The organism is Nevskia sp. (genome assembly GCF_051860985.1).
Taxonomy (GTDB): domain Bacteria; phylum Pseudomonadota; class Gammaproteobacteria; order Nevskiales; family Nevskiaceae; genus Nevskia.
In genome coordinates, this window is sequence record NZ_JBIMKV010000001.1 from 42212 (window position 1) to 56628 (window position 14417).

The window sequence follows — 14417 nt, forward strand, 5'->3', positions numbered from 1 at the left end:
CTCTGATGACGTGCGGCACTGTCCGCTGCCCTACTCTCCGGACCTGCCCCGCCACCGTGACTGAAGAAGCCTCCCGTTCCATCTCCGAAGCGCTGCCGTCCGCCCCCCTGCCCGGGCCGCTGTTCGTCACCTGCGCGCGCGGTCTGGAGCCGCTGCTGGTCGACGAACTGCGATCGCTGGGGCTGAGCGACGTCGCCGAACGCGGCGGCGGCGTCACCGCCCAGGGCCGCTGGGTCGATGCCTATCGCGCCTGCCTGTGGTCGCGGCTGGCAAGCCGCGTGCTGCTGCCGCTGGATCACCTCGAGATCGCCGACGCCGAGGCGCTCTATCAGGGCGCTCTGCGGATCGACTGGCCGGCCTGGTTCGATGTCGATTCCACGTTCGCGATCGACGTCGCCGGCCGCTCGAATACCGTCACCCATACCCATTTCGCGGCGTTGAAGGTCAAGGACGCGCTCGCCGATCGCTTCCGCGAAGTGCACGGCCGCCGCCCCAATGTCGACGCCGAAGATCCGGACGTCTCGATTCACGTGCACCTGCATGGCGCACAGGCGACGATCAGCCTCGACCTGTCCGGCGAAAGCCTGCACCGGCGCGGCTACCGCCTGGCCACCGGCGGCGCGCCGCTGAAGGAAAACCTGGCCGCCGCGATCCTGATCCGCAGCGGCTGGCCGGCGGTGTTCGCGCGTGGCGGCAGCCTGTTTGATCCGATGTGCGGTTCCGGCACCCTGCTGCTCGAAGCGGCGCTGATGGCCGGCGATGTCGCGCCGGGCCTGCTGCGGACCCGGCACGGCTTTCTGGCGCTGACGACCTGCGAAGTCGACCATTGGCGAGCGCTGATGGACGAGGCCAAGGCCCGCCGCGAAGCCGGCGCAGAACGCATTCCGATGCTCTACGGCGCCGATCTCGATCCGGCGGCGATCAAGGCCGCGCGCGGCAATGTCGAGCGCGCCGGACTGGTCTGGAAGATCCGCCTGAGCGAGGCCGATGTCTCGACCATGCGGCCGCCGACCACCATACCGGGCCTGGTCTGCACCAACCCGCCGTACGGCGAACGCATGGGCAGCGAGGCCGAGATGGTCAAGCTGTACAGCCTGCTCGGCGCACTGCTGAAGCAGCACTTCCCCGGCTGGCGCGCCGGCGTGTTCACCGGCCGTCCCGACCTCGGCCCGCGCCTCGGCCTGCGCGCCGAACGCCTGTACGCGTTCTACAACGGCGACCTGCCCTGCAAGCTGCTGACCTTCGACATCGCCGCCCGCGATCCGGAAGCCGCAGCGCCGGTGGCAATCGTCGACGGCGATTTCGCCAACCGCCTGCGCAAGAACCTGAAGCATCTGGGCAAGTGGGCCAAGCGTACGGGCGTCGCCAATTACCGCCTGTACGACGCCGATCTGCCGGACTACGCGCTGGCCGTCGATCTCTACGAAGCCAACGGCCTGCACGTCCACGTGCAGGAATACGCGCCGCCGAAGACCATCGACCCGGTGCACGCCGAGCGCCGCCTGCGCGAAGGCCTGAACGCGATCCAGCAGGTGCTGGAAGTGCCGATCTCGAACATCCACCTGAAGGTGCGCCGCCAGCAGAAAGGCGACTCGCAGTACGGGCGTCAGGGCCAGAGTGGGGCGCTGCACGTGGTCGACGAGCACGGCTGCAAGCTGCAGGTGAACTTCACCGATTATCTCGACACCGGCCTGTTCCTCGATCACCGGCCGATGCGTCTCAGGATTCGCAAGGAAGCGGCCGGCAAACGCTTCCTGAACCTGTTCTGCTACACCGGCTCGGCGACCGCGCAGGCGGCGGTTGGCGGCGCGGTCGAGAGCGTATCGGTGGATCTGTCGAACACCTATCTCGACTGGGCGCAGGAAAACCTGCGCCTGAACGGCATCCGCATGGTCGATGTCGAGCGACGATCCGCCAAGGAAAATCCGCACCGCTTCTACCGCGCCGATTGCCTCGCCTGGCTCAAGGAGCAGGCCGACAAGACCCGGCCGCCGCAGTTTGACCTGATCTTCTGCGACCCGCCGACCTTCTCGAACTCCAAGAAGATGGACGGCACGCTCGACATACAGCGCGACCACGTCGAGATCATCACCCTGGCCTCCCGCCTGCTGGCGCCGAACGGCGTGCTGTACTTCTCCTGCAACCGCAAGCGCTTCAAGCTCGACGACCTGAAGCCGCACGGGCTGGATGTCGAGGACATCACGCCGAAGACGCTGGACGAGGACTTCAAGCGGCCGCCGGCCGCGCACCGCGCCTGGGCGATCCGCCGCGTCGGCAGCGCCTGGCTGGCGAACCGCAAATAGGATGGCAGCGCCGGTCGCGCTGCCGGGAATCGAGCGGCGTGCTTCAGGTCTTCGGCAGGGTCACGCCGGTCTGGCCCTGATACTTCCCGCCCCGATCGCCATACGAGGTCTCGCAGATCTCGTCGCTCTCGAAGAACAGCATCTGCGCCACGCCTTCGTTGGCGTAGATCTTCGCCGGCAGCGGCGTGGTGTTCGAGAACTCCAGGGTCACGTGGCCTTCCCATTCGGGTTCCAGCGGCGTGACGTTGACGATGATCCCGCAGCGCGCGTACGTGCTCTTGCCGAGGCAGACCACCAGGGTCGAGCGCGGAATCCGGAAATATTCGACGGTGCGGGCCAGCGCGAAGGAATTCGGCGGGATGATGCAGACGTCCGACTTCACGTCGACGAAGGAGCCGGCATCGAAGTTCTTCGGGTCGACGATCGTCGAATTGATGTTGGTGAAGATCTTGAACTCGTTGGCGCAGCGCACGTCGTAGCCGTAGCTGGAGGTGCCGTAGCTGACGATCCGCTGGCCGCCGGCCATGCGCACCTGGCCCGGCTCGAAGGGCTCGATCATGCCGGCGCTTTCGGCCATGCGGCGGATCCACTTGTCGGACTTGATGCTCATCGGCGGGCGGTGATTCGGTTGGCGGCGGGGTGCGAGCGCGGATTATCGCCGCAACGCCTGCGACTTACTTACTGCAGCACTTCGAGCGCTTCGACCCAGATCAGTTCGCAGGCGCCGGCACCGCTGTCGTCGCGCCGCAGCGAGCTGCGCATGGTCAGGCCGTTCGGGGCGCGGGCTTCGACCAGCCGTCCGCGCAGGCCGATGACCTGCCCGACGCGGACCGCGGCCAGGGTGTCGGCCACCGCGTCATCGGCCGGAATCAGGTGCATGTTGGCCGCGCTCGCAATGATTTCGCGTTCCGGGATCGGGAACTGCCGGACCCGCCAGTAGAAGAAGCGGCCGCGCTGGCTGATCTCGATCTGATCGAGCACCGCCGAATCCGACATCCGCCCCCAGCCCAGCGCCAGATCGGTGGGCACCAGGCTGGCGATGGCATCGAAGCGGTAGTTCTCGCGGCTCAGCACCCGGGCTTGCAGCGTGAACGCGGCCAGCGGCTTCAAGGTCCAGCCGCGGGCCTCGAAGCTGGCATCGGCATCGCCGTCGAGCGCGGTCTGCAGCGGCGGATCGGGCGCGACAGATCCGGGTGAGGTCGGCACGCTGCGCTGCTGCCAGGCCTGCCAGGCGCCCCACAGGCCCAGCACCAGCAGCAGCCAGACGGTCGGGATGCGCCGGTTCAGCATCCCGCAGGCCTTCAGTCGTCGCTGATCGCGATGTTCGGGAAGGCCAGCGCACCGGCCGCGCCGTAGGCCAGCCGCGCGGCGGCCAGCCGGGCGATCTCGCGATAGCGCAGGCTCAGTTCGGAGCGCGGGTCGGCGGCGACGGTCGGATTGCCGCCATCGGCCTGCTGGCGGATGCGGATGTCGAGCGGCATCCGGCCGAGCAGTTCTGTGCCGGCCTCGGCCGCGAGCCGTTCGCCGCCGCCGGCGCCGAAGATCGCTTCCTCGTGGCCGCAGTTCGTGCAGACATGGGTCGCCATGTTCTCGATCACGCCGAGCACCGGAATGCCGACCTTGCGGAACATCTCCAGCCCCTTGCGGGCATCGAGCAGGGCAATGTCCTGCGGCGTGGTCACGATCACGCTGCCGGCCACCGGCACCCGCTGGCTCAAGGAGAGCTGGATGTCGCCCGTGCCGGGCGGCATGTCGACGACCAGATAGTCGAGATCGTCCCAGACCGTTTCGGTCAGCAGCTGCATCAGCGCCTGGGTCGCCATCGGCCCACGCCAGACGGCCGGCTGGGCGTCGTCCTTGAGCAGAAAGCCGATCGACATCGCCTGCAGGCCGTGGGCGACGATCGGATTGATGCGCTTGCCATCCGGCGAGGTCGGCCGCTCCTTGGAGCCGAGCATCAGCGGCTGCGACGGCCCGTAGACATCGGCGTCGACGATGCCGACCCGCGCGCCTTCGGCCTGCAGCGCCAGCGCCAGATTGACCGCCACGGTGGACTTGCCAACACCGCCCTTGCCGGAGGCCACGGCGATCACGTTGGCGACACCGGGCAGCGGATTCAGGCCTTTCTGCACGGCCTGCGGCAGCACCCGGCAGCCGATCCGCACGCTGGCCTCGACGCGGCAGTCGCGGCGCACCGCCGCCTTCACGGCCTCGACCAGCTCCTGCGCGATGCCGGCGGCCGGGAAGCCCAGCTCGACGACGATCTGCGGCGGCGCACCGGTCGCCAGGTCGGCAATGCAGCCGGCTTCGGCCAGGCCGCGGCCGATCAGCGGATGGATGACGGTATCGACGGCGGCAATCAGCGATTCGCGGGTGACGGACACGGTTCTGGGCGATGGAAGGAAGGCCTGCGGTATTGTCGCACCCCGTCCCCGTCTGTCACCCCACCATGGCCGCAAGCTTCGTCTGGCACGACTACGAAACCTTCGGCACCGACCCGGCGCGCGACCGCCCGAGCCAGTTCGCCGCCCGGCGCACCGACGAGCATCTGGAGCCGATCGGCGAGCCGCTAGTGATCTACTGCCAGCCGGTCATCGACGTGCTGCCAGCGCCCGAGGCCTGCCTGATCACCGGCATCACGCCGCAGCAGGCGCGCGACGAAGGCCTGCCGGAATACGAGTTCGCCCGCCAGATCGACGAGATGTTCTCGGTGCCGGAAACCTGCGTCGCCGGCTACAACTCGATCCGCTTCGATGACGAGTTCACCCGGCACCTGCTGTACCGCAACTTCCACGAGGTCTACCTGCGCGAGTGGCGCGGCGGCAATTCACGCTGGGACCTGATCGACGTCGTACGCCTGTGGCACGCGCTGCGGCCGCAGGGGCTGGAGTGGCCGACCGGCGACAACGGCGCGACCACCTTCAAGCTGGAACGCCTGAGCGCCGCCAACGGCCTGACCCATGAAAAGGCCCACGACGCGCTCAGCGATGTCGACGCCACCATCGCCGTCGCCCGCCGGCTCAAGACTGCCCAGCCGAGGCTGTTCGATCATGCGCTGCGCCTGCGCGACAAGAAATTCGCCGCCACCCTGCTCAACGTGACGACGATGGCCCCGGTCGTCCATGTGTCGTCGAAGATTCCCGCCGCCCGAGGCTGCATGGCGGTGATCGCGCCGATCGCGATGCATCCGGCCAATGGCAACTGCGTGCTGTGCTTCGACCTGTCGGCGGATATCGACGAACTGCTGGAACTGGACGCCGACGACATCCGCGACCGCGTGTTCGCCTCCGGCGACGACCTGCCGGAAGGCGTCGAGCGTCTGCCGCTGAAAGGCGTGCATCTGAACAAGTCGCCGATGCTGTCGCCGATCGCCACGCTGCGCGGCCCGGACGCCGAACGCTGGGGCATCGATCTCGCCGCCTGCCACGCCAACCACGTCCGGCTGCTGGCGGCGGGTGACGCGCTGCGCGAGAAAGTCCGCGAAGTCTTCACCCAGGAACCGCGCGACTGGGCAGATCCGGAGTTGTCGCTGTACGGTGGCTTCCTGCCGGACGGCGACAAGGCGCGGCTGGCCAAGGTCCGCAATGCCGGCCCGGATTCGATCGCCCGCCTGCACGGCAGCTTCAGCGACCCGCGCTACGACGAACTGCTGTTCCGCTACCGCGCCCGCCACTACCCGGACACGCTGGACGAGGACGAACGCGCCCGCTGGCAGGATTTCGTCGCCGGCAAGCTGCGCTACGACAGCGGCCTCGCCAGCCTGACCCTGAACGACTACCGCGAACGGGTGGCCATGCTCGCCGAACGCGAACGCGATCCGGCCCGCCTGCGGGTGCTGGCGCAGCTGGCAGTCTGGCCGGAGGAATCGGGGCTGGAGCGGCTGCTGCGGGGCTGATCGGCAGGTCCGGGCGAGCCGCGGCCGGCCCGAACCCCCATGCCATAATTCCGGCCCGCTTCGACGCCTTCCGCACCGCCATGTCCCGCCGCATCCTGGTCACCAACGCCCTGCCCTACGCCAATGGCCCGCTGCATCTCGGCCACATGGTCGGCTACATCCAGGCGGACATCTGGGTGCGCTTCCAGCGCATGTGCGGCCATGACGTGACCTACGTCTGCGCCGACGATGCCCACGGCACGCCGATCATGCTGGCAGCGGAGAAGGCCGGCGTATCGCCAGAGGCCTTCATCGCCGGCATGCAGGCCTCGCACGCGGCCGATTTCGCGGCCTTCGGCGTGGCTTTCGACCACTACCACTCGACCCATTCGGACGAGAACCGGCGGTTGTCGGAGTCGATCTACTCGAAGCTGAAGGCCGCCGGCTACATCGCCAGCCGCTCGATCGAGCAGGCCTTCGATCCGGTCAAGCAGATGTTCCTGCCGGATCGCTACATCAAGGGCGAGTGCCCGAAGTGCGGCACGGCCGACCAGTACGGCGACAACTGCGAGCACTGCGGCGCCACCTACGGGCCCACCGACCTGAAGAACCCGAAGTCGGTGGTGTCCGGAGCGACGCCGGTGCTGAAGGATTCCGAGCACTACTTCTTCGAGCTGTCGAAGCTGCAGGCGGAGGTCGAGCAGTGGCTGGCGGCGGCGGATGTCCATTCCAGCGTCAAGTCCAAGCTCAAGGAATGGCTGGACGGCGGCCTGCGCGACTGGGACATCTCCCGCGACGCGCCCTACTTCGGCTTCGAGATTCCAGGCGCGCCGGGCAAGTACTTCTACGTCTGGCTCGACGCGCCGATCGGCTACTTCGCAAGCCTGAGCGCGCTGCTCGGCAACGATGAAGCCAGGCTCGACAGCTTCATCGGCGCCGACTCCACGGCCGAGATGTGGCACTTCATCGGCAAGGACATCATCAATTTCCACGGCCTGTTCTGGCCGGCGATGTTGAAAGGCGCCGGCCATCGCCAGCCGACCGGGCTGTCGGTCAACGGCTACCTGACCGTCAACGGCGCCAAGATGTCGAAGAGCCGCGGCACCTTCATCAAGGCCCGCACCTATCTCGACGCCGGTCTGAACCCGGAATACCTGCGCTACTACTTCGCCGCCAAGCTGTCCGACGGCGTCGACGACCTCGACCTGAACCTCGACGATTTCGTGGCACGGGTGAACAGCGACATCGTCGGCAAGTATGTGAACATCGCCAGCCGCTGCGCGCCGTTCCTGGACAAGTATTTCGCCGGTCAGCTGTCGGCGACGCTGTCGCCGGCGATGGCCGACACGCTCGGCGGCTACTTCGGCGCCAAGCCGGCCGCAGTGTTCGCCGCCTACGCCCGTCGCGACTACGCCGAAGCGCTGCGCCAGACGATGGCGCTGGCCGATGCCGCCAACCAGTGGATCCAGGACATCGAGCCGTGGTCGCTGGCCAAGCTGATCGAACAGGGCAGCCTCGGCCCGTTCCGCACCAAGACCGGCCGCGAGGTCGCGTTCGCATCGGCAGAAGAGGTGCGCGCCGCGCTGCGCGAGGCAACCACCGCCTTCGTCGAGATCTTCCGGCTGCTGACCGTGCTGCTGACGCCGGTATTGCCGAACCTCGCTGCCAGCGCAGCCCGCTTCCTCGGCGACGCCGCCGGCCGCGACACGGCAGTGCCACAGCTCGGCTACACGCTGCGCGCCTTCGAACCGCTGGCCACCCGCATCGACCCAGCCCAGATCAAGGCCATGATCGCCGCTTCGACTGAAAGCCTGGCGCCAACCGAAGCCCCGAAAGCCAAGCCCGCAAAGGCCGCGCCGGCACCGGCTGCTGCGGCGCCGACAGCGGCCGGCGATGGGCAGGCCAGCATCGAAGACTTCGGCAAGATCGACCTGCGCATCGCCCGCATCGAACAGGCCGAAGGCGTCGAAGGTGCCGACAAGCTGCTGCGCCTGCAGCTCGATCTCGGGCCGCTCGGCAAGCGGCAGGTGTTTGCCGGCATCAAGAGCGCGTATCCGCCGGACAAGCTGGTGGGCCGGCTGACCGTGATGGTCGCCAATCTGGCGCCACGCAAGATGCGCTTCGGCCTGTCCGAGGGCATGGTGCTGGCGGCCAGCAACGACGAGGGCGGGCCGTTTCTGCTGGCACCGGACGACGGCGCGCAGCCCGGCATGAAGGTGAAGTGAGGTGCTGGCGGCCGGCGACGCGACCTTCGCGGCGCGGCTGTACTGCGCGGTCGCCGGCGCGACCCTGATCGCCCTCGGCCTTGCCGCCTGGGATGCCGACCACGGCAATCCGATGATCGGAGCCTTGCTCGCCGGCAGCGGCCTGTTCCTGGTCGCCGGCACGTTCGGCCGGCCGTCGCGGCTGGTGTCGATGCTGTCGATCTGCGCCCTGCTGACCGGTGGCGCGTTCATCTCCGGCCTTGGCTTTCTGGTGCTGGCGCTGGCCGTGCCGACCTGGCAGCAGCTTGGCGTGCTGGGCGTGAAGCTCGGCGCAGCGCTGCTGGCCACGCAGCTGGCGCGCCGGATGTACCGGCAGCTGCCGTGATCGCGCCGCCGCCTGCCGATGCGCGCGTCGCGCAGCTCGACGCGCTGCTGCCGCAGACCCAGTGCCGCCGCTGCGGCTTTGACGGCTGCCTGCCCTACGCCGAGGCGCTGGCGGCCGGCCGCAGCGCACCGAACCGCTGCCCGCCGGGCGGGCTGACCACGCTCGCCGCGCTCGCCGAGGCGCTGGGCCAGCCGGTGCCGGCGCCCGATCCGGCGGTCTGGCCGGATGATCCGGCGCTGCCGCTGGACGCCGATCAGGCGCTGCTGCCGACGGTGGCGGTGATCGATGAAAACGTCTGCATCGGCTGCTTCAAGTGCGTGCTCGCCTGCCCGGTCGACGCCATCATCGGCGCGCCGAAATACCTGCATACGGTGCTGACCGACGACTGTTCCGGCTGCGAGCTGTGCCTGCCGCCCTGCCCGGTCGACTGCATCACGATGGTGCCGCGCAGCGCCGCGCAGACGCCGGCCAGCGCGATGGCCAGCCGCTGGCGCAGCCTGCATCAGGCCCGCAAGACACGCCTGGCCCGCGAGCGCGAAAGCCGTGACGAGGCGCGCCGCCAGCGGCGTGGCGAACTGCTCGCTGTCCAGGCACAGGGCTACGACATCGCCGCCGCGATTGCCCGCGCCCGATCCCGCAAATCCACCTCGCCGCCATGAACCTCGCCCAGCGCACGGAACTCTATCGCCGCCTCGCCGCCGTCAATCCGAACCCGCGCAGCGATCTGCAGTACTCGAATGATTTCGAGCTGCTGGTCGCCGTCGTGCTGTCGGCGCAGGCCACCGATGTCAGCGTCAACAAGGCCACCGCCAGGCTCTGGCCAGTGGCCAACACGCCGCAGGCGATCCTGGCGCTCGGCGAAGCGCGGCTGCGCGACTACATCAAGACCATCGGCCTGTACCAGACCAAGGCCAAGAACGTCATCAAGCTCTGCGAGCAGCTGATCGCGCTGCACGACGGCCGCGTGCCGAACGATCGCAAGGCGCTGGAAGCGCTGCCCGGCGTCGGCTCGAAGACCGCCAGCGTGGTGCTGAACGTTGCCTTCGGCGTGCCGACCATTGCGGTGGACACCCACATCTTCCGGGTCGCCAACCGCACCGGGCTGGCGCCGGAGAAGACCGCCGACAAGGTCGCCGCCAAGCTCGAGAAGGTGACGCCGAAGGAATACCTGCTGAACGCCCATCACTGGCTGATCCTGCACGGCCGCTACCTGTGCAAGGCGCGGTCGCCGGAGTGCTGGCGCTGCTCGATCGTCGAGTTCTGCAAATACAAGCCGAAGACGCCGGCAGCCGGCGAGGCGCCGTCGAAACCGCTGAAGGGCAAGCCAGTAGCGCGCAAGGCGGCTGCCCGGAAAGCCGGCAAGACGGCCGGCAAGGCGATCAGCCGGCCGGCGCTGAAGACGGCGCGCAAGACCGCCGCCCGCTGAATCCGCCCCTGCCCTGGACGCCTCCGCGATGGACGATGGCCTGACTTCCGCGCTGCCCGCCAGCCGCCCGCTGTGGCAGCGGCTGATGGCCGAGGCGATCACCCGCCCGGCGGACCTGCTGACAGCGCTCGGCCTTGACCCGGCGCTGCCGGCGCTCGATGCCGAACGGCTGCGCGATTTCCCGATCCGCGTGCCGCGCGGTTTCGTCGCCCGGATGCGCCCGGGCGATCCCGCCGATCCGCTGTTCCTGCAGGTCTGGCCGTCGACCCGGGAGGCCGAGGTCGTGCCCGGCTACAGCACAGATGCCGTGGGCGATCTCGACAAGCTCAAGGGCGGCGGCCTGATCCACAAGTACGCCGGCCGGGCGCTGGCGATCACCACCGGCGCCTGCGCGATCAACTGCCGCTACTGCTTCCGCCGGCATTTCCCGTACGGCGATGCGCTGGCGTCGCGCGGCCACTGGCGCGCCACGCTGGATGCGCTGGACGCCGATCCCAGCATCGAGGAAGTGATCCTGTCCGGCGGCGATCCGCTGGCGGTCACCGACGACAAGCTCGCCGAGCTGGTCGCTGCGCTCGACGCACGGCCGTGGATCCGGCGCCTGCGGCTGCACACGCGGATTCCGGTGGTGCTGCCGGAGCGGGTCGACGCGCGCCTGCTCGGCTGGCTGGCCGCCACCCGGCTGCAGAAGGTGGTGGTGCTGCACATCAACCACGAGCGCGAGATCGACGACGCCGTGATCCGGGCCTGCGCGCAGCTGCGCGACGCGGGCGCGACGCTGCTCAACCAGGCGGTGTTGCTGCGCGGCATCAATGATTCGGCGGACGCGCAGGCCCGCTTGTCCGAACGCTGCTTCGCGGCCGGCGTGCTTCCCTACTATCTGTTCGTTCTCGACCGGGTGGCAGGCGCCGCACATTTCGACGTGAGTGATTCCCAGGCAACCGCATTGATGCAGGCGCTGGCCGCGCGGCTGCCGGGTTACCTGGTGCCGCGCCTGGTCCGCGAGATCGCCGGTCGCGCGTCGAAGACGCCGCTGCCGTGGTGACAGCGCCGGCCGGCGGCACGCTGCTGCTGATCAGCCCGACCGAAGATCCGGCCCGCAGCATCGAAACCGCGCTGCGCAATGCCGGCCACCCGCTGCGGCTGCGCTGGGTAGCGCAGGCCGATGCCTTCGAGGATCAGCTGCGCAACAACCCGCCGGATCTGGTCATCATCGATCGCGGCGACGGCCCGTCTGCCGCCCGCGAGCAGCTGTTCGAAACCTGCCGGCGACTGCTGCCGGAGCGGCCCCTGCTGCTGCTCGATCCGCCGCTGTCGCTCGACACGCTGCTGGCGGCCCGCGCGGCCGGCGCCGACGACTGCGTCGGCTGCGACAGCCCCGCGCAGCTGCGCCATCTGGAACAGGTGGTGCTGCGCGAGCTGGCGAGCCAGGAGTGCCGCCGCCAGCTGCGCCAGGCACGCAGCCGGCTCGCCGATTTCGAAGCCCGCCACGAGAAGCTCACCGATTCCACCGGCGACGCCGTGGCCTGCATCCAGGAAGGCATCGTGGTACGCGCCAATGCCGCGCTGGCCGAACGGCTCGGTGTCGATGACCCAGCCGCCCTGACCGGCCAGCCGCTGATCGATCTGGTGGCCGCCAGCCAGCAGGCCGACATCAAGGCGCGGCTGCGGGCCGTGCTCAAGGGCGCGGCATCCAGCGAGCCGCTGCCACTGCAGCTGGCCGGCCGCCACGGCGTGGTGACCGTCGAAGCGCAGATGATCCTCGGCCAGCAGGATGGCGAGCAGGTCATCGAACTGCTGATCCGCGCAGCCGGCGCACCGCCAGGCCGCGCAGCACCGGCGACGCTGCCACCGCCGGCCGCCCAGCGCGGCGGCGCCCGCGCGGCGTTCCGCGCAGCACTCGGCGAAGCCGTCGCCCCCGGCCATACCCGCGCGGCGCTGCTGATCTGCTTCGACGATTTCGCCGGTCTGGAAACGCGCCTCGGCGTCGTCGATGCCGAGACGCTGGCCGGGCTTGCCAGCGCCGCCATCGCCGCGCGCCTCGCTCCGGAAGACCGCGTGTTCGGCTTCTCGGTCGACGAGCGGGCGCTGCTGGTCGAGCGCCCGGAACTGGCGACGATCGAAACGCTGGCCGAAACGCTGCGCCGCGAACTGCGCGAGGAAATCTTCAACCTCGGTGACTGCGAAGCGCAGCTGAGCCTGAGCATCGCGCTGCTGCAGCCCGGTCCCGGCGAAGCGGCCGAGCGGGTGATCCGGCAGCTGGTCGACGAGGCGCGCGGCGCCTCGGCGAAGGACGGCAACCGCGTGGTGATCGTCGGCTCGGCGACCCGCACGGCGCAGGCCGAGCGGGAGGAAGCGCGCGTCGCGGCGCTGACCCGGCGGGCGCTCGCCGAGGACCGGCTGCGGCTGGCCTGGCAGTCGATCGCCAGCCTGGAAGGCGAAACCCGTCACCACTACGACCTGCTGGTGCGGATGAGCGACGACACCGGCCGCGAGTGGACGGCTTCGGAATTCCTGCCGGCGGCGCAGAAATTCAATCTGATGCGCTCGATCGACCGCTGGGTGATCGGCAGCGCGCTGGAACTGATCAGCCGCCGCAGCCGACCGCAGGACGCCGCGACGCTGTTCGTGAAGATTTCCGAGGACAGCATCCGCGATGCCGACGCCTTTCTCGGCTGGCTGCGCGAACTGCTGGGCGGACGCCGGCTGACGCGCGACGAGATCGTGTTCGAAGCGCAGGAGCGGGTGCTGCAGAACCACATCCGCAAGGCACGCCAACTGGCCCGCGAGCTGGTGGAACTGGGGGCCGGCTTCGCGATCGAGCATTTCGGCATCGGCCCGAGCTCGGCGCAGATGCTCGATCATCTGCCGGTGCATTTCCTCAAGTTCCACGCCTCATTCACGCAGTCCTTCGGCGAGCGGGCGACGATCGCCCGCCTGAGCGAACTGGTCGAAGCCGCCAAGCAGCACCGGATCAAGACCATCGTCAGCCACGTCGAAGACGCCAACGTGATGGCGCGGCTCTGGCAGATGGGCGTCAACTACATCTCCGGCTACCACGTGCAGGAGCCGGAAGTGGTGCTGCTCAGCGACGATCCGCTGGCGGCGAAGCACTGAGCCACAAAAAGGCGACCCGAGGGTCGCCTTTTCTACGTGCTGCTCGACGAAGATCGGGAGCGGCCCCCCTCGAATCAGGCCGAAGCCTGAAGACGCGCGATGCGGTCTTCCAGCGGGGGGTGCGCACGACCGCCACCCGGCGAGGGGCCCCGATGGCGGTTCATCGGGGATCGACGGCAAGGCGGTCGGGAGCAGCGCCCCCCGCGTCAGGCCGAAGCCTGAAGACGCGCGATGCGCTCTTCAAGCGGAGGGTGCGTCATGAACAGGCTCTTGACGCCGCCTGCGATGCCCATCGCCTGCATGCCCTGCGGCAGGCTGGACGGTTCGTGCTGGGCCTTCAGCTTGGCCAGCGCGGCGATCATCTTTCGCTTGCCGGCCAGGTGGGCACCGCCGGCATCGGCGGCGAATTCGCGGCGGCGGCTGAACCAGGCGACGACGATCGAGGCAGCGAAGCCGAGCACGATCTGCATGACCATCGAGGTCACGTAATAGCCGATGCCCGGGCCGCTGCGGTCGTCGCTGCGCTTGAGCGCGGAGTCGACCGCGTAGCCGATGACCTTCGACAGGAAGATCACGAAGGTGTTGAGCACGCCCTGAATCAGGGTCAGGGTGACCATGTCGCCATTGGCGACGTGGGCGATCTCGTGGCCGAGCACGGCTTCGGTCTCGTCCTGGCTCATCGAGCGCAGCAGGCCGGTCGACACCGCCACCAGCGCGCTGTTCTTCGACATGCCGGTGGCGAAGGCGTTGATCTCCGGCGCGTCGTAGACGGCGACTTCCGGCATGCCGATGCCGGCAGCACGGGCCTGCCGTTCGACGGTAGCCAGCAGCCAGGCTTCGGCGGCGCTCTTCGGCTGCTCGATGACCACGGCGCCGGTCGAACGCTTGGCCATCCACTTCGACATGGCCAGCGAAATGAACGAGCCGCCCATGCCGAACACGGCCGAGAAGATCAGCAGGCTGGTCAGGTTGAGGCCGTTCTGGGTCAGGAAGCGGTCACCGCCGAGCAGGCTGGCCACCACCGACAGCACCAGCATGATGGCGAGGTTGGTCAGCAGGAACAGGCCGATGCGTTTCATGTTTCAGGTTCGACGACGGTAAGGAATGG

The 14417-nt window shown here is 68.9% G+C and carries 11 protein-coding genes and 1 pseudogene; 8 read left to right on the forward strand and 4 right to left on the reverse strand.

From position 1 onward, the window contains the following. The first annotated feature begins 107 nt into the window (after window positions 1-107). Window positions 108-2303 carry a bifunctional 23S rRNA (guanine(2069)-N(7))-methyltransferase RlmK/23S rRNA (guanine(2445)-N(2))-methyltransferase RlmL gene (gene rlmKL / locus ACTIGJ_RS00195; protein WP_439638638.1) on the forward strand — a complete coding sequence of 732 codons (2196 nt, stop codon included), beginning with the start codon at window positions 108-110 and terminating at the stop codon, window positions 2301-2303. A 43-nt stretch (window positions 2304-2346) separates the two neighbouring features. Here rlmKL and dcd read toward each other — a convergent pair whose 3' ends face one another. From dcd to apbC, 3 genes are all read right to left on the reverse strand, one after another. Then, on the reverse strand, window positions 2347-2913 hold the full coding sequence (gene dcd, locus ACTIGJ_RS00200; RefSeq protein WP_439638259.1) for a dCTP deaminase: 567 nt from the start codon (window positions 2911-2913) through the stop codon (window positions 2347-2349). Between the two features lie 68 nt (window positions 2914-2981). After that, entirely contained in the window at window positions 2982-3593 is a 612-nt protein-coding gene (locus ACTIGJ_RS00205; RefSeq protein WP_439638260.1) for a hypothetical protein, read from the reverse strand. 11 nt (window positions 3594-3604) lie between these two features. Next, window positions 3605-4687, reverse strand: coding sequence for an iron-sulfur cluster carrier protein ApbC (gene apbC / locus ACTIGJ_RS00210; RefSeq protein ID WP_439638261.1), 1083 nt, complete (start codon window positions 4685-4687; stop codon window positions 3605-3607). 65 nt (window positions 4688-4752) lie between these two features. On the opposite strand from apbC, the gene sbcB reads away from it, so the two are divergent. From sbcB to ACTIGJ_RS00245, 7 genes and pseudogenes are all read left to right on the forward strand, one after another. After that, a complete protein-coding gene (sbcB, locus tag ACTIGJ_RS00215; protein ID WP_439638262.1) occupies window positions 4753-6198 on the forward strand; it encodes an exodeoxyribonuclease I in 1446 nt (481 codons plus the stop codon). A gap of 80 nt (window positions 6199-6278) precedes the next feature. Then, window positions 6279-8402, forward strand: coding sequence for a methionine--tRNA ligase (gene metG, locus ACTIGJ_RS00220; RefSeq protein ID WP_439638263.1), 2124 nt, complete (start codon window positions 6279-6281; stop codon window positions 8400-8402). 1 nt (window position 8403) lies between these two features. Then, a complete protein-coding gene (locus tag ACTIGJ_RS00225) occupies window positions 8404-8766 on the forward strand; it encodes a hypothetical protein (protein WP_439638264.1) in 363 nt (120 codons plus the stop codon). Beyond that, window positions 8763-9425 (forward strand): RnfABCDGE type electron transport complex subunit B, encoded by a 663-nt coding sequence (locus ACTIGJ_RS00230; protein ID WP_439638265.1) that lies wholly within the window; start codon window positions 8763-8765, stop codon window positions 9423-9425. Before ACTIGJ_RS00225 ends, ACTIGJ_RS00230 begins: the two co-directional genes overlap by 4 nt. Then, window positions 9422-10051 (forward strand): annotated as a pseudogene (nth, locus tag ACTIGJ_RS00235) (endonuclease III); the annotation flags it as partial. The gene ACTIGJ_RS00230 and the pseudogene nth, both read left to right, overlap by 4 nt. Before the next feature lie 169 nt (window positions 10052-10220). After that, on the forward strand, window positions 10221-11237 hold the full coding sequence (epmB, locus tag ACTIGJ_RS00240; protein ID WP_439638266.1) for an EF-P beta-lysylation protein EpmB: 1017 nt from the start codon (window positions 10221-10223) through the stop codon (window positions 11235-11237). Next, the gene (locus ACTIGJ_RS00245) at window positions 11231-13309 is read left to right on the forward strand and encodes an EAL domain-containing protein (protein WP_439638267.1); all 2079 of its coding nucleotides are present in this window, start codon (window positions 11231-11233) and stop codon (window positions 13307-13309) included. Before epmB ends, ACTIGJ_RS00245 begins: the two co-directional genes overlap by 7 nt. A gap of 206 nt (window positions 13310-13515) precedes the next feature. Here ACTIGJ_RS00245 and htpX read toward each other — a convergent pair whose 3' ends face one another. Next, window positions 13516-14388 carry a protease HtpX gene (gene htpX / locus ACTIGJ_RS00250; protein WP_439638268.1) on the reverse strand — a complete coding sequence of 291 codons (873 nt, stop codon included), beginning with the start codon at window positions 14386-14388 and terminating at the stop codon, window positions 13516-13518. Window positions 14389-14417: the final 29 nt, after the last annotated feature.